The following is a 19,973-nucleotide window of genomic DNA, read 5'->3' as shown; positions in this document are numbered from 1 at the left end:
CCGGCTGCTTGGCGGTAATAGGGGTGCCGAATTGCCCGGCCACGGGAAGCGAAACCGACAAAGCCCTCTGATTTGACACTTCAAACTCCAAACAAGCTGAAAGCCCGGCCCGGCGAGGTCACAGCGGTGCTGCGCCGCATTCTCGCTGAGAACAGCCACGACTATCGCTGGACTTATGTGATGGTCATCACCTGCTCGCTGATCGTTTCGGGCACGACCGCCTTCACGGCCTGGATCATGGCCCCGATGGTCAACCAGATCTTCTACGAACGGCGTGGCGACGCGATCGTGTGGATCTGCGCAGGCTTCATGGCGGCCTTCCTGCTGCGCGGCTTTGCCGGCTATGGCCAGGCGGTGGCGCTGGCCAAGATCGGCAACAATCTGGTGGCGCGCTACCAGAAGCGCATTTTCGATCACCTGATGAAGCTCGGCGTCGGCTTCTTCAATGATACACGCTCCGGCCGGCTGGCGGCGCAGGTCAACGAAAACGTCGGCGGCATCCGCGACCTCCTGTCCTTGACGCTGACCTCGATCACCCGCGACGCGGTGACGCTGCTCGGCCTGCTCGGCGTCATGGTCTACCAGGATCCGGTCCTGTCGCTCAGTTCGCTGCTGATCGGACCGCCGCTGATCTGGGCCGTCGTCTACCTCACCCGTCGCGTGCGGCGCATTACCCGCGAATCCGTGCTGATCAATTCGCGCCTGATCGGCGCCGTGCAGGAAGCCACGCAAGGCATCGCCATCGTCAAGGCCTTCACCATGGAGGACGAACTGTCCAGCCGCATCGGCAAGCTCGCCAGCGACGCCGAACAGCGCTCGAACAAGATTGCCCGCGTCTCCGAACGGCTGTCGCCGATTTCCGACATGCTGGCCGGCTTCGCCGTCACCTCCGTCATCGCCTATTCCGGTTACCGGGCTCTGGTTCTCGGGCAGCCGCCTGGCGCGGTCTTCTCCTTCATCACGGCGCTGATCCTGGCCTATGATCCGGCGCGCCGCCTGGCACGCATGCAGGTCGGCATGGAACGGGCTCTGGTCAATGCACGCATGATCTACGAGCTGCTCGACCTCGAGCCGAAGCAGGGCGACGCGCCTGGCGCCACCAAGGCAAACTTCACCACGGGCGAAGTGCGCTTCAACAACGTGTCCTTCCGCTATGTCGAGGAGACGCCTGTCCTTCAGGACCTCAGCTTTGTCGCCGCCGCCGGCAAGATGACCGCCGTCATCGGCGCCTCCGGTGCCGGCAAGACCACACTGGTGGCGCTGCTGCAGCGCTTCTACGACGTCGAGAGCGGTACGATCGAGATCGATGGCCAGGACATTTCCAAGGTCACCAAACAGTCGCTGCGCGGCTCGATAGCCTATGTCTCGCAGGCGCCCTATCTGTTCGAGGGCACCATCCGCGACAACATTCGCTATGGCCGCCCCTCGGCCACCGATGCCGAGATCGAGCAGGCCGCGCGGCTGGCGGCGGCCGACGAGTTCATCCGCCAGCAGCCGCAAGGGTATGACACGCCGGTCGGCGAGAATGGCGCCACGCTTTCCGGCGGCCAGCGCCAGCGCGTGTCGATCGCCCGCGCCATCGTGCGTCAGGCGCCGATCCTGCTGCTCGACGAGGCGACATCGGCGCTCGACAACGAGGCCGAAGCGCGCGTCCAGCAGGCGCTCACCAAGGTCATGGAAGGGCGCACCACCATCGTCATAGCGCACCGCCTGTCCACCGTGGTCAATGCCGACCACATCATCGTGCTGGAACAGGGCCATCTGGTCGAAGAGGGCACGCATGCCTCGCTGATGGCCGACCCGCACAGCGTCTATGCCCGTTTCCACCGGATACAGGGCGTCAAGGGCCTGGGGCTTGTCGACGACAGCGCCCCGGCCGAAACTTCGGTTCAGGAACTAGAGACCCAGGACATCGCCGGGAGCACGCCATGAGCGAGACCACATCAGGCGAGCCGGCCGGCGATATGGGCCTTGTGGTGGTCGGCGCGGCCGGCCGCATGGGCCAGACGCTGATCCGCGCCATCCACGCCATTCCGGGCGCCCGCGTCATCGGCGCGGTCGAGCGCCCGGATTCGCCTCACCTGGGCAAGGATGCGGGGGAACTCGCCGGCGTCGGCCGCATCGACGTGGCGATCGGCAGCGATCCGTTGCCGGTCTTCGCCAGGGCCGACGGCGTGCTCGATTTCACCACCCCGGCCTCGACGGTCGAGTTCGCCGGTTACGCGGCGCAGGCGCGCATCGTCCATGTCATCGGCACGACAGGCTGTTCGGCCGACGACAACGCGAAAATCGCTGCCGCCGCCCGCCACGCGACCATCGTCAAGTCGGGTAATATGAGCCTCGGCGTCAATCTGCTGGCGGTGCTGGTCGAACAGGCGGCACGCGCGCTCGACGCCGACGATTTCGACATCGAGATCCTCGAAATGCACCACAGGCACAAGGTCGACGCGCCTTCGGGCACGGCGCTTCTGCTCGGCGAAGCGGCCGCCGCCGGGCGCGGCATCGCGCTGGCCGGCAATGATGTGCGTTCGCGCGACGGCCATACGGGTGTGCGACAAACCGGCTCGATCGGTTTTGCCACGCTGCGCGGTGGCTCGGTGGTTGGCGACCACAGCGTGATCCTGGCCGGCACCGGCGAGCGCATCACGCTGTCGCACCATGCCGAGGACCGCGCCATCTTCGCCCGCGGTGCCGTCAAGGCCGCACTTTGGGCGCATGGCCAGAAGCCGGGACTGTATTCGATGCGGGACGTGCTTGGGCTTGCCTGAAACGACCCTGAACCATCTTCGTTCTTACGCAGGACGGAAAACCGCTACACACTTTTCCTGGAATGCTCAGACCCCAGAGGAGCAAAAATGTCGAGAACCCTCGTGCTCGTGCGCCACGGCCAGAGCGAATGGAACCTGAAGAACCTGTTCACCGGCTGGCGCGACGTCGACCTGACGGAGCAGGGCCATGCCGAGGCCAAGGCCGCCGGCCAAAAACTCAAGGCGCGCGGCCTGAAGTTCGATATCGCCTTCACCTCGGCGCTGACCCGGGCGCAAAAAACCTGCCAGCACATTCTCGACGCGGTCGGCCAGAGCGACTTGCAGACCGTTCGCGACCAAGCGCTGAACGAGCGCGACTATGGCGACCTCTCCGGCCTCAACAAGGACGACGCGCGCCAGAAATGGGGCGAGGAGCAGGTGCATGTCTGGCGCCGCTCCTATGATGTGCCGCCGCCCGCCGGCGAAAGCCTGAAGGACACCGGCGCCCGCGTCTGGCCCTATTACCTGCACGATCTGCAACCGCATGTGCTGCGCGGCGGCACGGTGCTGGTCGCCGCCCACGGCAATTCGCTGCGCGCGCTGATCATGGCGCTGGACGGCAAGTCGGGCGAGGAGATCGTCAAGCTGGAACTCGGCACCGGCGTGCCGGTGATCTACCAGCTCAACGCCGATTCGACCGTGGCTTCGAAGGAAGTGCTGGAAGGCTAAGCCGGCAAGCGAGCAGCGGGTTTAAAAAAGCGCGTTGACAGCAATCGCTTGCCCGCTTATTGAGCCCGCACCAGCCCAGATGGCGGAATTGGTAGACGCGCACGGTTCAGGTCCGTGTTCCGCAAGGAGTGGAGGTTCGAGTCCTCTTCTGGGCACCAAATTCCCGTTTTGAACCATTCGATCGGTTCAGAAACCCTGAGAAAAAGCCCGGTTCGTCCGGGCTTTTTTCTTGCCCGATGACCTGCCCTCCTGGCCAGTCCCCGAACAAACCGCTTCAAACCGCGCGCCCCCTTCGCTACGCTCGCGACCATGTCTCAATCCAGCACCGCGATCTTCGGCGCCCGCCGCGACCAGGCTTTTCCCGTCCTCGCCGAGGCGGACATCGAGCGCATGCGCCGGTTCGGCGAGGCCAGTGCCTATGCCGCCGGCGAGCACATTTTCGAGGCCGGCGATGTGTCCCCGGGACTGATCGTGGTGCTGGCGGGCAAGGTCGATATCACCCAGGACGGCAAATTTGGCCGGCGCGAGACGATCGTCACGCATGGCCCGGGCAGCTTCGCCGGCGAGCTGGCGCAGCTTTCGGCCCGTCCCTCGCTGGTCAATGCGCAGGCGGCCGAGCCGGTCGAGGCGTTCGTCATCCCGTCGCAGCGGCTGCGCGACCTGATGGTGCAGGAGGCCAATCTCGGCGAGCGCATCATGCGGGCGCTGATCCTGCGCCGCGTCGGGCTGCTCGAGAGCGGCACGATCGGTCCCATCATCGTCGGACCTGCCGACAATGGCGACGTCCTTCGCCTGCAAGGCTTTCTCGCCCGCAGCGGCCAGCCGCACCGCGTGCTCGATTCCAAAACCGATCCTTGCGCGAAGACGCTGTTCGAGCACTTCCAGGTCGATCCCCACCACCTGCCGGTCGTGCTGTGCCCGAATGGCAGGCTGCTGCTCAATCCGGCGGAGAAGGACCTCGCCCGCTGCATCGGCCTGCTGCGGCCGGTCGACGCCAGCAAGGTCTATGACGTCGCCATCGTCGGCGCCGGACCGGCCGGTCTGGCGGCGTCGGTCTACGCGGCCTCGGAAGGGCTGTCGACGATTGTGCTCGATTGCCGTGCCTTCGGCGGCCAGGCCGGCGCCTCCGCTCGCATCGAGAACTATCTCGGCTTCCCCACCGGCATTACCGGCATGGCGCTGATGGCGCGCGCCTACAACCAGGCGCAGAAATTCGGCGTCGAGATGGTCATCCCCGACGAGGTGAAGCTGCTCGGTGCCGCCACCGACGGTGCGCGCTACCAGCTCGCGGTCGGCGACGGCGAGACGGTGCGCACGCGCTCGGTGGTCATCGCCAGCGGCGCGCGCTATCGCCGCCTCGATGTCGCCAATCTCGCCGAGTTCGAGGGCACATCAGTGCATTATTGGGCCTCGCCCATCGAAGCACGGCTTTGCGGCGGCCAGGAAGTGGCGCTGGTCGGCGCCGGCAATTCGGCCGGCCAGGCGGCCGTCTACCTGGCCAGCCAGGTCAGGAAAGTAGCGCTGCTGGCGCGTGGCGGCAGCCTCGAGGCCTCGATGTCGCGTTACCTCGTCGAGCGCATCAGGGCGCAGCCGAACATCGAGGTGCTGACCGGCGCCGAAATCGAGGCGCTGGACGGCGAGGCAGGCAATCTCGCCACGGTACGCTGGCGCGACCGCTCGAGCGGCGCCTCGACGACGCGGCCGATCCGCCATCTCTTCCTGTTCATCGGCGCCGACCCGAACACCGATTGGCTCGCCCAATCCGACGTGGCGCTGGATGCCAGGGGTTTCATCCGCACCGGATCGGACATAGCATCGGCCCATGGCGTGATGGAGACCAGCCGCAGCGGCGTGTTCGCCATCGGCGACGTGCGCTCCGGCTCGGTCAAACGCGTCGCGGCGGCTGTCGGCGAGGGCGCCCAGGTGGTGGCGGCGCTGCATGCATTTCTTGCGCGGGACGGCAGCCAGGCCGGCGCGCCTCAAGTATGATCCCGAAAAGTGGGAAACCGGTTTTCGGAAAAGATCATGCTTCGAATGAGAGATAGGTCGGGAGAGTGTGATGGCGGATGAATGCAAGCACGCCGCTGGGATCAAGGACGTGACGCCGAGCGCGCTCGGCTGCGAGGAGTGCCTGAAGAGCGGCTCGTGGTGGGTGCATCTGCGGCTCTGCCGCACCTGCGGCCATGTCGGCTGCTGCGACGACTCCCCCAACCGCCACGCCACCAAGCATTTTCACGCCACCAGCCATCCCGTCATAGAGGGTTACGACCCGCCGGAAGGCTGGGGCTGGTGCTACGTCGACGAGGTTTTTCTGGACCTCGGCGACCGCACCACCCCGCAGAACGGCCCGATCCCGCGCTTCTATTGAATGCTGCGAAGAGCAGGGGGAAAGCGGGTTCGGCCTGATTTATCGCACCGATCCGGTGACCGTGCGGTCAACGTCGGGAACGGATTTGCGATCGTTGCCGGCAAGGGCGGCGATGAGCAGCAGGCTGGCAACCACCGGCACGAACAGGATGGCGACGCGGGCTTGTACATAAAAAATGGCGCGCCATTCGCTGCGCTTCTCAGGGCTGTCGCTCATCATACTCACTTTGCAATCGACCCCCCGTAGGTCACATAGCCGCCAACGGTTAAGCAACTCCTTCCGACTTCGTTAACGCAGGTGTTCAAGCACGAAATTCAGCCGAGCCCGATCCGCCTGGCGCCTTGCCGAAACAACGCCTCGGCATCGGGCTCGAAGCGGAAAGTGGCGATGAAATCGTCGGCGCGGTAGTCCGGCAACGTCTTGCGGATGGCGGCGGCAAAGCCGCGCGCCTCTTCGAGCCGCCCCGCCAGTGCCAGGCAATGTGCCGCGATCGCCAGGATGATGGCGTGCGCGTTCGGCCGGGCGGCTGCCTTCAGCGCCCATCCGGCCGCCTCCTCGAACTGGCCGAGCCGGACGTGCGCCATGGCCCGCGCCCCCAGCATGCCGAACAGCAGCGGATCGAAAGGGCTGAGATGGCGCGAATGGTCGGAGGAGCCGATCGCCGCCCGCGGGTCGCCCGACTGCGAATGGACGAAGGACAGCGCATAATGGCCGAGCGCGAAATTGGGGCTGAGTTTGACCGCCTGTTCCAGTTCGCCGAGCGCGCCGTCCTGTTCGCCGCGCAGCCACAGCGCCCGCCCCATCGCCCAGTGCGCGGCCGGATTGTGGTCATCGACCAGCAAGCTCTGCCCGGCACTCTCGAAGGCCAGCGCGCTTTCGCGATCGCGGTCGCCCCAGCGCTGGAAGGCGTTCTGCCAATGGGTGAAGGACAGGCCGGCATAGGCGCGGGCGAAGGTCGGATCAAGCCGCAGGGCGCTGGCAAAGAAGTGCCGTGCCGTTTCGTTCTCGGCCTGCGTGAAACGGTACATGTGCCAGAGGCCACGGTGGTAGGCCTCCCAGGCATTGAGCGAGTTGGGAGCCTTGAGCAGGGCGCGGTTGCGTTCGACCGTCTCGATCTCGGCCGAGATCGACGACACGATGCTGTCGCCAATGTCGTCGAGCACGGCGAAGATGTCGTCCGGACGGCGCTCGAAGGTCTCGGCCCAGACGATCCTGGCCGTGCGCACCTCGACGAGTTCGACGCTGACGATCAGGCGGCCGGCCATGCTGCGCACCGTTCCCGTGGCGACATAGTCGACCTTCAGCCGGCGGCCCGCCTCCTCGGGCGCAATACCTTTGTCGGCCAGCGCGAACACCGATCCGCGCGCGATCACGAAGAAATCCCGCAGCTTGGCGAGACGGGTGATGATGTCGTGGGTGAGGCCGTCGGCGAGCCCGCCGCGCGGACCGGCTTCCTCGACAAACGGCATCACCGCCAGCGACGCGTGGCTCGGCTCGACAGGATCAGGAGCCGGCGGACCAGGGTTGGGCGGGTCTAGCGGGAACCCCGATTGCGATGCTGTGGACCGGCAGGCCGGCAGCGTCCGCGGCGAGGCAGCCGACTGCTGGTCGCGGATCGCCCGCCAGGCAGATTGCAGCGGGGCGAAATCCAGGTCTTCCGACTGGAACAACTGTGCCGCCACCACCAGATGCTTCTCGGCCGCGGCGATCTCGCCGCGCCGCGCGAGGCTCGCCAGCAGCGCCGTATGCGCGCGACCGTCGAAAGGCGCGAGTTCCACCCATCTGTCGAGATGCGCTATGCCCTCGCCGCAATCAGTGGGGAGACTGGCGACGAGCTGTTCCAGCACCGCCGCGTGGATCGACCGGAAGCGGCGACGCTGGCCGATTAGCCAGCTGTTGAAGTGCGGATTGCGTTCGAGCTCCAACCCGTCGAGAAAATCGCCGGCGAAGAGTTTGGCCAGCGCGCGCAACTGCTGCGCATCCAGCGTGCCGGCCCGGTGCGTGGCGGCATGGCTGATCTCCAACGCATCGACAAGGCAGGCGCCGAGATCGAGCGCGACCGTATCGTCCTGCGTGCGGACACGGCGCCGGTCCGGCGTGTCGAGGGCGCCGCGCAGCTTGCTCAGGCACCAGCGCAACTCGCCTCGCGGATCGTTGGGCACGTCCCACAGAAGTTCGCACAGGCGGCCGCGCCCGACCGGATGTGGCGCCAGCACGAGATAGGCAAGCAGCGCTCGCAGCTTGCGCGAGGCCGGCAATGCCGTCGGCACGCCGTTACGCGTGATCGCCAGCGGCCCGAGCAGCCGCACCGACAGGCAGGGCAGGCCGCTGTCCTGCCTCGATGCTGCGGATTCCACGTCCGTTTCCACGCCTGCTCCCACGCTGGCCTGTCGGCCCCTTGTGTATCACCAAAAGCGACAAGGCGCATCCAGTGGCGGTCATTGCCGCATCGCCGGAACGTCAGTCTTAGCGCGGCAAGGTCTCGAAACCTCGCCGCCCAGGCCGCCGGTTTGTAACCGGCCCGTGAGAACACGATCGAGGAGATCGACGATGTTGAACAAACAACAAATCAGAACCACCGCGGGGCGCGGCCGATTGTTCGACAGCATCCTGGACACCGTCGGCGACACGCCGGTGGTACGCGTCAACAATCTGGGTCCGGCCCATGCGACCATCTACGTCAAGGCCGAGTTCTTCAACCCGGGCGCCTCGGTGAAGGATCGGCTGGCGCTCAACATCATCGAAGAGGGCGAACGCAGCGGCGCGCTGAAGCCCGGCCAGACCGTGGTCGAGGCGACCAGCGGCAACACCGGCATCGGGCTTGCCATGGTCTGCGCGCAGAAAGGCTATCCGCTGGTCGTCACCATGGCCGACAGCTTTTCCGTCGAGCGCCGCAAGCTGATGCGCATGCTGGGCGCCAAGGTGGTGCTGACGCCACGCGCCGAAAAAGGTTTTGGCATGTACAAGAAGGCGGTCGAACTGGCCGAGGCCAATGGCTGGTTCCTCGCCCGCCAGTTCGAGACCGCCGCCAACGCCGCTATCCACGAGTCGACGACCGCGCGCGAAATCATCAATGATTTCGCCGGCTCGCGGCTCGACTGCTTCGTCACCGGCTATGGCACCGGCGGCACGGTCGTCGGCGTGGCGCGGGTCTTGCGCCGCGAACGGCCCGACACCCGCATCGTGCTCTCGGAACCGGCCAACGCGCAACTGATCGGCAGCGGCAAGGCGCAGCAGCGCGGTGCCGATGGCGCGCCAGCCGCCAGCCACCCGGCCTTCGAGCCGCATCCCGTCCAGGGCTGGACGCCGGACTTCATCCCCAACGTGCTGCAGGAGGCGATCGACGCCAGCCTCTATGACGAGGTGATGCCGATCGCCGGTCCGGAGGGCATCAAATGGGCGCGGGCGCTGGCGCGGAAGGAAGGCATCTTCACCGGCATTTCCGGCGGCGCCACCTTCGCCGTCGCGCGCCAGGTCGCCGAGAAGGCGGCGGCCGGATCGGTGATCCTGTGCATGCTGCCCGACACGGGCGAGCGCTACATGTCGACGCCGCTATTCGACGGCGTCGAGGCTGAAATGGATGCCGATGAGCTGGCGCTCTCGCGCTCGACGCCCGGCTGCCAGTTCCCGGCTTGATAGGGAGATCGCCATGGACGTCGCGCGGGAATCTGCTGGCATGGTGGCCGAGGAAACGCTTGATCCGCCTGACTGGGCCGAAGTGCAGGCCCTGTCGCGCCGGGCCGTCGATGAAGCCGTCAACTATCTGCGCGACGTGCGAGACCGTCCGGTCTGGCGGGAAATGCCGGCGGATGTGAGAGGCATGTTCCGCGCGCCCTTGCCGCGCTCGCCGACGCCACTTGCCGCCGTTTATGGCGAGGTCTCCCGCACCGTGATGTCCTATCCGATGGGCAACATCCATCCACGGTTCTGGTCGTGGTATATGGGGTCCAGCAACTTCACCGGCGCGCTCGGCGATTTCCTGGCGGCGATCCAGGGCTCCAACCTCGGCGGCGGCAACCATGCCGCCGGGCTGATGGACAGCCAGGTGGTGAACTGGTGCAAGGAGATGCTGGGCTTTCCGGCCTCGGCCTCCGGCACGCTGGTCAGCGGCGGCTCGATGGCCAACATCATCGGGCTGACGGTGGCGCGCAACGTCAAGGCGGGCGTCGATGTGCGCGAGCACGGCGTTTCAGCCATCGAGAAGCCGCTGCGCTTCTATGGCTCGGATCAGATCCACGCCTGCCACCGCAAGGCCATGGAGGCACTTGGCCTTGGCAATCGGGCGCTGCGCCGCATCCCGACGGATGCCGGACTGCGGATCGACATCGACGCCTTGCGCGCCGCGATCTCCGAGGACCGGGCAGCCGGGTTCAAGCCGGCTTGCGTCATCGGCACCGCCGGTACGGTCAACACCGGCGCGATCGACGACCTGCGGGCGCTTGCCAAACTCGCTCACGAGGAAGGCCTCTGGTTCCATGTCGATGGCTGCATCGGCGCGCTGATCGCCATCGCCCCGCAAAACGCCCACCGCGTCGCCGGCATCGAATGGGCCGATTCGGTCGCGCTCGATCCCCACAAATGGCTGCATTCGCCCTTCGAGGTCGGCTGTGCCCTGGTCAGGGACGCCGCCGCGCACCGCCGGACCTTCGCGGTGACGCCGGAATATCTGGAATCGACGCCGCGCGGCCTCGCTTCCGGCGAATGGTTGCACGATTATGGTCTGCAGACGTCGCGCGGCTTTCGTGCCTTGAAAGTGTGGATGGCACTGAAGGAACATGGCGTCGAAAAATTCGGCCGCCTGATCGACCAGAACATCGCGCAGGTCTCCTATCTGGCCGGGCTGATCGAGGCCGAGCCTTCGCTGGAGCTTGCGGCGGCGCCGACCATCAACATCGTCTGCTTCCGCTATCAGCCCGGTTTGGCGGGCGAAGCGCTGAAGGCGCTCAACACCGAGATCATGTTGCGGCTGCAGGAGCAAGGCATCGCTGCACTCTCCGACACCACCGTGCATGGCGGGCACTGGTTGCGTGTGGCGATCACCAACCATCGCACCCGACGCGACGATCTCGATCTGCTGGTGCGTGAAGTGGTGAGGCTGGGACGTGAGATCACCGCGCAGGGCCACGTGTCTTCCTAGTTCCCGGCCGCCGTGCGAACCTGCCCGCGGTGATTCGGGGAGGTCGGTGGTGACGCTGTTTCGCATGCTTGCGCTGGCGGCACTGGTCCTGGCCAATTCGGCCGAGGCCGCCGACATGGCCTTTTTCGTCAAGAACCTGCGCAAGGAGGGGGTCGCGGTCGAGCTGTTCAGCCGCGATCGCGAGACCGTCTGGCCGGGCAACGACAAGGTGTTCCTTGTCGATCCGGGCTCGCAGAAATCAGTGCCGATCTCCTGCAATCAGGGCGAACGCATCTGCTATGGCGCCTGGGTCGATGGCAACGACAAGATTTCCGCCGGAGTCGGTCCAGACAACGACCAGCCTTGCGATACCTGCTGCTTCATCTGCGTGGAGCACACAACCGAAACCATCGACCTAGTGCCGTAGCGGCGCTTCGGTGCAGGAGCCACCCCGGCGCGTCAGTCGGGAAGGCCGGCCTTGCCAAAGCCATCGAGGAAGTGCTCGCGCGTCGCGTCGTCGCGGAAGGGCTCCGTCCAGACCCAATGGCGGGTCGTGAAATGCGGGTTGCCGACGAGGAACAGTTCCACCTCCGTGCGTGCCTCCTCGAGCCGGCCAAGTTGCGCAAGGCTTGCCGCCAGGAAGCGGCGTGAACTGGTGCGGTAGGTCTCGTCCCGGCGCAGCGTCTCGACGGCGCCTGCGTAGTCGCGCGCCGCATATTGCGCCTGGCCGAGCGTCAGATAGTACCAGCTCGGTGGAAACGGGTTCAGCCGGAACGCCTTGCGGATTTGCTCCAGGGCCTCCTCGACCCGCCCAGCCAGGGTCGTTATGTCGGACAATGTCGCCCAGGCATCGGCCTCGTTCGGGTCGAGTTCGAACGCCCTGGCGAATTCGGCCTCCGACTCGGCGAACTCATGCTCATAGGCAAGCAAATTGCCGAGCACCCAGTGGCACCCGGCATCGTTGGGATCGATCGCGACCGCCTTGCGCGCCAGCTCCAGGGCAATGCGGCGGTTAGGGTCGATCGGCTCGCCCCAATGCACCCATCCCATCCAGTGGTTCATGGCAAGCCAGCGATAGGCCTCGGCGTAGTGGGGATCGAGCGCAACCGCGCGCGTCAGCATCAGATGCGCTTCCCGTGCGGTCTGCGGCGAATCATCGATCAGCTTGCGCGCCCGCACGCACAGGTCGTAGGCGTCGAGATTGGTGGGCCGGTTGCGTGGCGGCGGTGCGCGCAGCCGGCCGAGCAATGCCTCCACGATCTTGGCGGTCACTTCGTCCTGGACGGCAAAGATATCGTCCAGGCCGCGGTCGAAGCGTTCCGCCCATAGATGGTCGCCGCTGGCCGCGTCGACCAGCTGCGCGTTGATGCGCACCCGCCCCGCATCGCGCCGCGCGCTGCCCTCCAGCAGATAACGAACGCCGAGTTCCCTGGCGATCTCGCGCACGTCCATTGCCTTTCCCTTGTAGGCAAAAGTCGAATTGCGCGCGATGACGAACAGGCCGGAGATCCTGGACAGGTCGGTGATCAGGTCTTCGGTCAAGCCGTCGCAGAAAGAGTCCTGCCCGGCATCGTTGCCGAAATTGACGAAGGGCAGCACCGCTATCGAAGGCTTGTCCGGCAGCGGCAAGGGTTTTGGCTTGGCGCCGGCGAGCTGTTTCACGGCCCCCGTGAAACGATAGCCGACGCGCGGAACGGTCGTGATCCATTCCCCGCCCCCTTCACCCATAATGCCAGGCGGGCCGAGCAGCTTGCGCAGCTGCGCGATCTGGACGGTGAGGTTGCCTTCCTCGACGGCCGTGCCCGGCCACGCCGCGTCCATCAGTTCGGCCTTTCCCAAGATTTCGCCGGGTTTTGCCACGAGCGCCGCAAGCAGCTTCAGCCCGCGATAGCCAACGGCAACGGGATCGTCGTTCCGAAGCAGCGTTCCCGCACCCGGATCAAGCACGAACGGACCAAAGGCGAAGCGCTCTCCCTGCATTGGCGCATCTATAGACAATTCCGGGAAAAGTGCGAAGCGGTTTTGCCGGGAAACGCGTGGCTAGCCCTCCCGAGAGTGGCGTCAAAACAAAGAGTTAGCGCAAGTTTGGAACTTTTGAGAACTATTTGGGAGGGCTTAATTACGGCGCCGCTCGTATCCTGCAGAATTCAATCTCTTTCCGGGTGAGGTCCACGGTTCCCAACGGTGTGGGCCGCCAAACCCAATGGAGGTTGCCATGAACAATACAATCGCATCGGTCCAGCATCGGGCAGTGCGGCCGGGTGTGCCCGTCCAACGATCGTCGCATCCGCGCTCCCTGCGAAGCATGGTGGCAAGCTGGCGCGAGCGGACACGCTTTCGCTGGGACCTCAAGCGAATGTCCGAGGTCAGTCCGCATCTGATCGACGATATTGGCCTGACGCAATTGCAGGCCAAGGCTGAGATCGCCAAGCTGCCATTCTGGCAGCGCTAAGGCGAAATGCCGCGACAATCTGGAAACAATCGCCGGCATCATCCCTTTAGCGGCGGGCCGTGTCGTGCCATGATCCCCTATCGGCCGTGGGGGCCGATTCTACATCGGGGGTTTCCATGTCGTTCACATCCGTGCGCCGGCTCGCCGCCGCGTTTTCGCTTGCTGTCCTGTTTGTACCAGCCGCCCAGGCCGGCGACGTCACCTTCGCTGTCAAGAACAGCCATCCCAATGCCATGCGTCTGGAACTCTATAGCCAGGACCGCGACTATGTCTGGCCCGGCAGTGGCAAGGATTTCTATCTCGACGACGGCGAGACCAAGCAGCTGCCGATTTCCTGCAACGAAGGCGAATCGATCTGCTACGGGGCCTGGGTCGATGGCGACGAGGGTACATATTGGGGCGTCGGCCCCGGCAACAAGGAAAAATGCGAGGATTGCTGCTACACCTGCAGCGGCGGCGAGACCGAGGAGATCGACCTGGTCCCCTGACCGGTTTGCCAGCTTGACGGTTTTCCTGTTCGAGCCATAGCTTGGCCATGCATGCCGCCCAAAACCGGCTTCCGGTTTTGGCGCGACGACATGCGTCGAAACAAGACCATACCAAGGGCACGCCGCGCCTGTGCATTCAGGAGCGGCGTACTCCAGGCAACAGGAGCACCGCGATGGCCGGCACGGTCGAGGGCGAAAAAATCGACGTCGGGTTTTCCGGCAAGCGCTGCATCCATTCGCGCAATTGCGTGCTCGGCGACCCGCATGTCTTCGTGCCCAACGCGCCGGGCCAGTGGATCCATCCCGAGGCGGCCAGCGTCGAGAAGATCGTCGCACTGGCCGAGAACTGCCCCTCGGGCGCGATCACCTATGCGCGCAAGGATGGCGGCCCGCCGGAAAAGCCGCCCGTGGTCAACACCGTGCGGCTGCGCGAAAACGGCCCGCTGGCGGTGCATGCCGAGATCGTGCTTGGCGCCGAGACGTTTTTCCGCGCCACGCTTTGCCGCTGCGGCGCCTCCCAGAACAAGCCGTTCTGCGACAACAGCCATATCAAGGCGGGCTTTGCCGCCACCGGAGAACCGGCGCTGAAGGACACGCCGGCGCTGGAGGTCCGCGACGGACCGCTGCAGGCGACGCCGACCACGAACGGCCCGCTCAAGCTCGAAGGCAATGTCGAGATCGTCACCGGCACCGGCCACACGATCGACCGCACCACAAAGGTCTTCCTGTGCCGCTGCGGCCACTCGGCCAACAAGCCGTTCTGCGATGGCAGCCACAAGAAGGTTGGGTTTGTGGGATAGATGGGTAGCCGATCTCCCCCACGAGGGGGGAGATCGCTTGTGGCCTATCTCTCCCGGCTTTATCCGCAAGCCGGTATCGGCTAAGGGCAGGCAACCAAACAATCTGCCCGGACTTTCGCCCAAAATGACCGCCAAGACCAAGTCTGCCCCTCTCTTCCTCGGCATCGACACCGGCGGCACCTACACCGATGCCGTGTTGTGGTCCGAGACCGAGGGTCCGCGGGAGGGGCCGAACAAGGGCAAGGTGCTGGCCAAGGCCAAGGCGCTGACCACGCGGCATGATCTGGCCGTCGGCATTTCGGGCGCCGTCGATGCTGTGCTGGAAAAGGCGGGCACCAATCCGGCCGATATCAAACTGGTCTCGATGTCGACGACGCTCGCCACCAATGCGCTGGTCGAGGGCCAGGGCGGCCGCGTGGCGCTGGTCATGATCGGCTTTTCCGAGGCCGATCTTGCTCGCGATGGTTTGAAGACGGCACTCGGCACCGACCCGGTGGTGTTTTGCGCGGGCGGCCATGATGTGCATGGCAATGCCGCCAAGCTCGACCTGTCCGGGCTGGAGGCGATGCTGCCGGAACTCGGCGTGTCGGTGTCCGGCTTTGCCGTCTGTGCCTATTTTGCCACCCGCAATCCGGCGCACGAGATCGCCGCCCGCGAGCTGATCCGCGACAGGACCGGCCTCCCGGTTACGGCGAGCCATGAGCTGTCGGCCAAGCTCGGCGGTCCGCGCCGGGCGCTCACCACGCTGCTCAATGCAAGGCTGATCTCGATGATCGACCGGCTGGTGGCGGCGACCGAGGGGTTCCTTCAGGCCCGCAACATCGCCGCTCCGTTGATGGTGGTGCGCGGCGATGGCGCGCTGGTTTCGGCGGCGTTTGCCCGCCAGCGGCCGATCGAGACGATCCTCTCCGGCCCCGCCGCCAGCCTGGTCGGCGCCCGCCACATGACCGGGCTCGACAACGCGGTGGTCTCCGACATTGGCGGCACCACCACCGACGTTGCCGTGCTCGACGGCGGCCGGCCGCGGCTCGATCCGGAAGGCGCCACCGTCGGCGGTTTCCGCACCATGGTCGAGGCGGTCGCGATGCGCACTTTCGGCCTCGGCGGCGATTCCGAAGTGATGCTGGAGGATGGCGCGCTCAATCCGAAAATCCTGCTCGGGCCGCGCCGCCTGGTGCCGCTGGCGCTGTCCGGCATGGCGCATGGCGAGGCGGTGACGGCGGAACTCGAACGCCAGTTGCGCGCGCCCAACACAGGCCGCATGGATGGCCGCTTCGCGGTCCGCACCGGCGTGCCCGACAGGCTTGCCGCGGGGCTGACCGCCCCCGAGGCAAAGCTCTACGAAGCGATCGGCGCGACGCCGCTTGCCCTCGACAGGCTGCTGACCTCGAATGCCCAGAATGCCACGCTGAACCGCCTGGTCTCGCGCGGGCTGGTGCATATCTCGGGCTTCACCCCGTCGGACGCCGCGCACGTGCTTGGCAAACAGGCGAACTGGGATGCCGCCGCCGCCCGCCTTGGCGCCGAACTGTTCGCCCGCAAGCGCGACGGCCGTGGCCAGGCGATCGCGGCCTCGCCGGAAGTGATCTCTGAACGGGTGCTCTTGACCCTGACGCGCTGGTCGGCCGAATACATCCTGGAAACCGCTTTTGCCGAGGACGGGCTCGACGGCGCGGCGACGGTGGCGCACGCGCTGGTGCAGCGCGCCGTCGACGCTCACCCCGGCATCGCCCGCCTCAGCGTCGCGCTCGACCGGCCGGTCATCGGGCTCGGCGCTTCGGCGCCGTTGCACTATGCCGGCCTGGCGCCCTTGGTGGGCAATGACTGCGTCGTGCCCCGGGATACCGACGTCGCCAACGCGCTCGGCGCCGTCGTCGGCCAAGTCAGGGTTTCGGCGGAGGCCCGCGTCAGCCAGCCCAAGGAAGGCCTGTTCCGGCTTGCCTCGGGTGAGACGGTGCGCGATTTCCTCGACGAGGCTGCGGCGATTGCGGCCGCCGAGGCCGATGTGCGCGCCATTGTCGCCCAGCGGGCTCTTGATGCCGGGACCGACAGCGCCGAGATCGACGTGGCGACGGAGTTTCGGGTCTCGACTGTCGAAGCGCAGCGCATGTTCATCGAAGCGCATATCGTGGCGGTGGCCTCGGGCAGGCCGACGATCGCGGTTTGAGGAAGAAGAGCCATCTCCGCCCTCCTCGGGGAGATTGGCCAACCGCCCAAAATGCCCCACCTACACCCTAAGCTGAATTGACCCTGCACCCCTGACATGCCAAACGCCCGCAAAGCCTTTCATCTGGAGTAGCCTGATGACCGATCGCATCGAGATCGCCGGATTGCGCATTGCCCGCGAGCTGCATGACTTCGTCGTCGACCAAGCTTTGCCCGGCCTCGGCATCGAAGCGGCGCGTTTCTGGGACGGGTTCGCGGTCATCGTCCATGATCTGGCGCCCAGGAACCGGGCGCTGCTGGCAAAACGCGATGCCATGCAGGAAAAGCTCGATGGCTGGTATCGCGACAATGGCGCGCCCATCGACATGGACGCTTACAAGGCGTTCCTGAAGGAGATCGGTTATCTCGTGCCGGAAGGGCCGGCCTTCAGCGTCTCGACCGACAATGTCGACCCGGAAATCGCGGTCGTGGCCGGACCGCAGCTGGTGGTGCCGGTGATGAACGCGCGCTACGCGCTCAACGCCGCCAATGCACGCTGGGGCTCGCTCTATGACGCGCTCTATGGCACCGACGCCATCCCCGAAACGGATGGCGCTGAGAAGGGCAAGGGCTTCAACCCGGCGCGCGGCGCCAAGGTCATCGCCTGGGCCAAGGATTTTCTCGACCAGTCGGTGCCGCTCACCTCTGGCAAATGGGCGGGGGTCAACGGCCTGTCGGTCGCCAACGCCGCCCTGAAGCTCAGCGCCGGCGCCGGCTCGACGACGCTGGCCGATCCCAGGCAATTCGTCGGCTATCGCGGCGACGCCGCCAATCCGCAAGCCGTGCTCCTGGTGAAAAACGGGCTGCATGTCGAGATCGTCATCGACCGCGACAATCAGATCGGCCGCACCGATCCGGCTGGCATTGCCGACGTCATCCTGGAATCGGCGCTGACCACCATCCAGGACTGCGAGGATTCGGTCGCGGCCGTGGATGCCGAGGACAAGGTCGTCGTCTACCGCAATTGGCTCGGCCTGATGAAGGGCGACCTCACCGAAGAAATCAGCAAGGGCGGCAAGAGTTTCGTCCGCAAGCTCAACCCCGACCGCGCCTACATCGCCCCTGCCGGCGGCACGGTGACCGTGCCTGGCCGCTCGTTGATGCTGGTGCGCAATGTCGGCCACCTGATGACCAATCCGGCAATCCTGGACCGCGACGGCAACGAGGTGCCGGAAGGCATCATGGACGCGGCGATGACGGCCCTGATCGCGCTGCACGATGTCGGGCCGAAGGGACGGCGGATGAACTCTCGCGCCGGCTCGATGTATGTCGTGAAACCCAAGATGCATGGCCCGGAGGAAGTCGCCTTCGCCGTCGAGATGTTCGATCGTGTCGAAGTCCTGCTCGGCATGGCCCGGAACACCATCAAGATGGGCATCATGGACGAGGAGCGGCGCACCACAATCAACCTCAAGGAAGCGATCCGCGCCGCGAGGGAGCGCGTGGTGTTCATCAACACCGGCTTCCTCGACCGCACCGGCGACGAGATCCACACCTCGATGGAAGCCGGCCCGATGATCCGCAAGGGTGACATGAAGCAGGCCGCCTGGATTTCCGCCTATGAGGCCTGGAACGTCGACACGGGCTTGGAATGCGGGCTCGCCGGCCATGCCCAGATCGGCAAGGGCATGTGGGCGATGCCCGACTTGATGGCCGCGATGCTGGCCGAGAAGATCGCCCACCCCAAGGCCGGCGCCAACACCGCCTGGGTGCCATCGCCAACGGCGGCGACGCTGCACGCCACGCACTATCACAAGGTCGATGTCCATGCGGTCCAGGCGGCGCTGAAGAGCCGGCCCAAGGCCAAGCTCGACGACATATTGTCGGTGCCGGTGGCCGTGCGGCCGAACTGGACGCCCGACGAGATCCAGCGCGAACTCGACAACAATGCCCAAGGCATTCTGGGCTATGTCGTGCGCTGGATCGACCAGGGCGTCGGCTGCTCCAAGGTTCCCGACATCAACGATGTCGGCCTGATGGAAGACCGCGCCACGCTGCGCATCTCCTCGCAGCACATCGCCAACTGGCTGCGCCACAAGGTCTGCTCGGAAATCCAGGTGATGGATTCCTTGCGGCGCATGGCGGCAATTGTCGATCTGCAGAATGTCGGCGACCCGCTCTACCGGCCGATGGCCGCCGACTTCGAAAAGTCGATCGCCTTCCAGGCCGCCTGCGACCTGGTGTTCAAGGGAACAAGCCAGCCCAACGGCTACACCGAGCCTGTGCTGCACAAGCGCAGGCTGGAGCTGAAGGCTCATCAAGGATAGGGCGATGCCGCGCTGAAAGGGTTTGGAGCGCCGACTGGATGTCGCCGGTCCGCGTCGGCGAAAACGGCGGCGTCAGCCCAGCGGCAATGTCGTGCCGAAGGCGGCAGGCTCTTACGGCTGGATACGGTTCCTTTGCTTTTTTCAGTTAGTTCTGGCTGGAAGGCTCGGGAGCATTGGCATGGCCAACACGATGGCGATCGAAAAGAAACTGTTGAATACCGTCCATGACCGGGCGGTTTTCCAGCGCCGCGTGCGCATCCTGTCCGACCGGCTGGCCGACGAGCTGGGCCCGGCCGGCACCGTTCTCGATCTTGGCTGCGGCGACGGCTCCATCGCCAAGGCGATCATGGAAAAAAAGCCGGGGCTGACGTTTCGCGGCATCGACGTGCTGATCAGGCCGCAAACCCATATCTCGGTAGAACTGTTCGATGGCAGCACCATTCCCGCCGCGAATGGCTCCTATGACTGGGTGACGATTGTCGATGTGCTGCATCATGCCGACGACCCGGGTCATCTCGTGCGCGAGGCGGCCCGCGTGGCGCGCAAGGGCGTTGTCATCAAGGATCACCTGCGCGAAGGCTTCGAGGCCTACCAGACGCTTCGTTTCATGGATTGGGTGGGCAACAAGGGGCACAATGTGCGCCTGCCTTACAACTATCTCTCGAAGGCCGAGTGGGACGCCATTTTTGCCGCCGCGGGCATCACACCCCTCACCTGGCGTGAGAAGCTGTCGCTCTATCCGTTCCCGGCCAGCGTGTTTTTCGACCGTCGCCTGCATTTCATCGCGACCTTGCGATAGGT

At 65.6% G+C, this 19,973-nt stretch carries 17 protein-coding genes and 1 tRNA gene; 15 read left to right on the top strand and 3 right to left on the bottom strand.

The window, feature by feature from the left end; genetic code table 11:
• The first annotated feature begins 72 nt into the window (after positions 1-72).
• From MESAU_RS03700 to MESAU_RS03675, 6 genes are all read left to right on the top strand, one after another.
• Positions 73-1,932 (top strand): ABC transporter ATP-binding protein, encoded by a 1,860-nt coding sequence (locus tag MESAU_RS03700; RefSeq protein ID WP_015314709.1) that lies wholly within the window; start codon positions 73-75, stop codon positions 1,930-1,932.
• Complete coding sequence (gene dapB / locus MESAU_RS03695; protein ID WP_015314708.1) at positions 1,929-2,768, top strand: 4-hydroxy-tetrahydrodipicolinate reductase; 840 nt, start codon at positions 1,929-1,931, stop codon at positions 2,766-2,768. The genes MESAU_RS03700 and dapB overlap by 4 nt, the downstream gene beginning before the upstream one ends.
• 87 nt (positions 2,769-2,855) lie before the next feature.
• The gene (locus MESAU_RS03690) at positions 2,856-3,476 is read left to right on the top strand and encodes a 2,3-bisphosphoglycerate-dependent phosphoglycerate mutase (RefSeq protein ID WP_015314707.1); all 621 of its coding nucleotides are present in this window, start codon (positions 2,856-2,858) and stop codon (positions 3,474-3,476) included.
• A 73-nt stretch (positions 3,477-3,549) separates the two neighbouring features.
• A tRNA-Leu gene (locus tag MESAU_RS03685) sits at positions 3,550-3,634 on the top strand.
• A gap of 151 nt (positions 3,635-3,785) precedes the next feature.
• A complete protein-coding gene (locus MESAU_RS03680) occupies positions 3,786-5,465 on the top strand; it encodes an FAD-dependent oxidoreductase (protein ID WP_015314706.1) in 1,680 nt (559 codons plus the stop codon).
• 70 nt (positions 5,466-5,535) lie between these two features.
• Complete coding sequence (locus MESAU_RS03675; RefSeq protein WP_015314705.1) at positions 5,536-5,844, top strand: UBP-type zinc finger domain-containing protein; 309 nt, start codon at positions 5,536-5,538, stop codon at positions 5,842-5,844.
• A gap of 39 nt (positions 5,845-5,883) precedes the next feature.
• On the opposite strand, the gene MESAU_RS03670 is transcribed toward MESAU_RS03675, so the two are convergent.
• Complete coding sequence (locus MESAU_RS03670) at positions 5,884-6,060, bottom strand: hypothetical protein (RefSeq protein ID WP_015314704.1); 177 nt, start codon at positions 6,058-6,060, stop codon at positions 5,884-5,886.
• A 98-nt stretch (positions 6,061-6,158) separates the two neighbouring features.
• Positions 6,159-8,201, bottom strand: a complete 2,043-nt coding sequence (locus MESAU_RS03665) for a BTAD domain-containing putative transcriptional regulator (RefSeq protein WP_041163614.1) — start codon at positions 8,199-8,201, stop codon at positions 6,159-6,161.
• Positions 8,202-8,394: 193 nt separating this feature from the next.
• On the opposite strand from MESAU_RS03665, the gene MESAU_RS03660 reads away from it, so the two are divergent.
• The 3 genes from MESAU_RS03660 to MESAU_RS03650 are packed head-to-tail and all read left to right on the top strand — an operon-like array spanning position 8,395 to position 11,387.
• On the top strand, positions 8,395-9,480 hold the full coding sequence (locus MESAU_RS03660) for a PLP-dependent cysteine synthase family protein (RefSeq protein WP_015314702.1): 1,086 nt from the start codon (positions 8,395-8,397) through the stop codon (positions 9,478-9,480).
• A 13-nt stretch (positions 9,481-9,493) separates the two neighbouring features.
• On the top strand, positions 9,494-10,981 hold the full coding sequence (locus MESAU_RS03655; protein ID WP_015314701.1) for a pyridoxal phosphate-dependent decarboxylase family protein: 1,488 nt from the start codon (positions 9,494-9,496) through the stop codon (positions 10,979-10,981).
• A 49-nt stretch (positions 10,982-11,030) separates the two neighbouring features.
• The gene (locus MESAU_RS03650) at positions 11,031-11,387 is read left to right on the top strand and encodes a hypothetical protein (RefSeq protein ID WP_015314700.1); all 357 of its coding nucleotides are present in this window, start codon (positions 11,031-11,033) and stop codon (positions 11,385-11,387) included.
• Positions 11,388-11,419: 32 nt separating this feature from the next.
• Here the strand turns inward: MESAU_RS03650 and MESAU_RS03645 are convergent, their stop codons facing one another.
• Positions 11,420-12,940, bottom strand: coding sequence for a winged helix-turn-helix domain-containing tetratricopeptide repeat protein (locus MESAU_RS03645; RefSeq protein WP_015314699.1), 1,521 nt, complete (start codon positions 12,938-12,940; stop codon positions 11,420-11,422).
• 235 nt (positions 12,941-13,175) lie between these two features.
• Here MESAU_RS03645 and MESAU_RS03640 point away from each other — a divergent pair, with 235 nt between their 5' ends.
• The 6 genes from MESAU_RS03640 (at position 13,176) to MESAU_RS03615 (ending at position 19,971) form a co-directional block, all read left to right on the top strand.
• The gene (locus MESAU_RS03640) at positions 13,176-13,412 is read left to right on the top strand and encodes a DUF1127 domain-containing protein (RefSeq protein ID WP_015314698.1); all 237 of its coding nucleotides are present in this window, start codon (positions 13,176-13,178) and stop codon (positions 13,410-13,412) included.
• 116 nt (positions 13,413-13,528) lie between these two features.
• Positions 13,529-13,900, top strand: a complete 372-nt coding sequence (locus MESAU_RS03635) for a hypothetical protein (protein WP_015314697.1) — start codon at positions 13,529-13,531, stop codon at positions 13,898-13,900.
• Positions 13,901-14,073: 173 nt separating this feature from the next.
• Positions 14,074-14,700 carry a CDGSH iron-sulfur domain-containing protein gene (locus tag MESAU_RS03630; protein WP_015314696.1) on the top strand — a complete coding sequence of 209 codons (627 nt, stop codon included), beginning with the start codon at positions 14,074-14,076 and terminating at the stop codon, positions 14,698-14,700.
• 124 nt (positions 14,701-14,824) lie between these two features.
• Positions 14,825-16,867, top strand: coding sequence for a hydantoinase/oxoprolinase family protein (locus tag MESAU_RS03625; protein ID WP_015314695.1), 2,043 nt, complete (start codon positions 14,825-14,827; stop codon positions 16,865-16,867).
• A 136-nt stretch (positions 16,868-17,003) separates the two neighbouring features.
• Positions 17,004-19,172 (top strand): malate synthase G, encoded by a 2,169-nt coding sequence (locus MESAU_RS03620; RefSeq protein ID WP_015314694.1) that lies wholly within the window; start codon positions 17,004-17,006, stop codon positions 19,170-19,172.
• Positions 19,173-19,350: 178 nt separating this feature from the next.
• Positions 19,351-19,971: a class I SAM-dependent methyltransferase gene (locus tag MESAU_RS03615; protein WP_015314693.1), complete on the top strand. Its 621-nt coding sequence runs from the start codon at positions 19,351-19,353 to the stop codon at positions 19,969-19,971.
• Positions 19,972-19,973: the final 2 nt, after the last annotated feature.

It is taken from the genome of Mesorhizobium australicum WSM2073 (assembly GCF_000230995.2).
Lineage (GTDB): Bacteria > Pseudomonadota > Alphaproteobacteria > Rhizobiales > Rhizobiaceae > Mesorhizobium > Mesorhizobium australicum.
The sequence above is the reverse complement of the archived record's forward strand: the minus strand, read 5'-3'. Positions and strand labels throughout refer to the sequence as shown.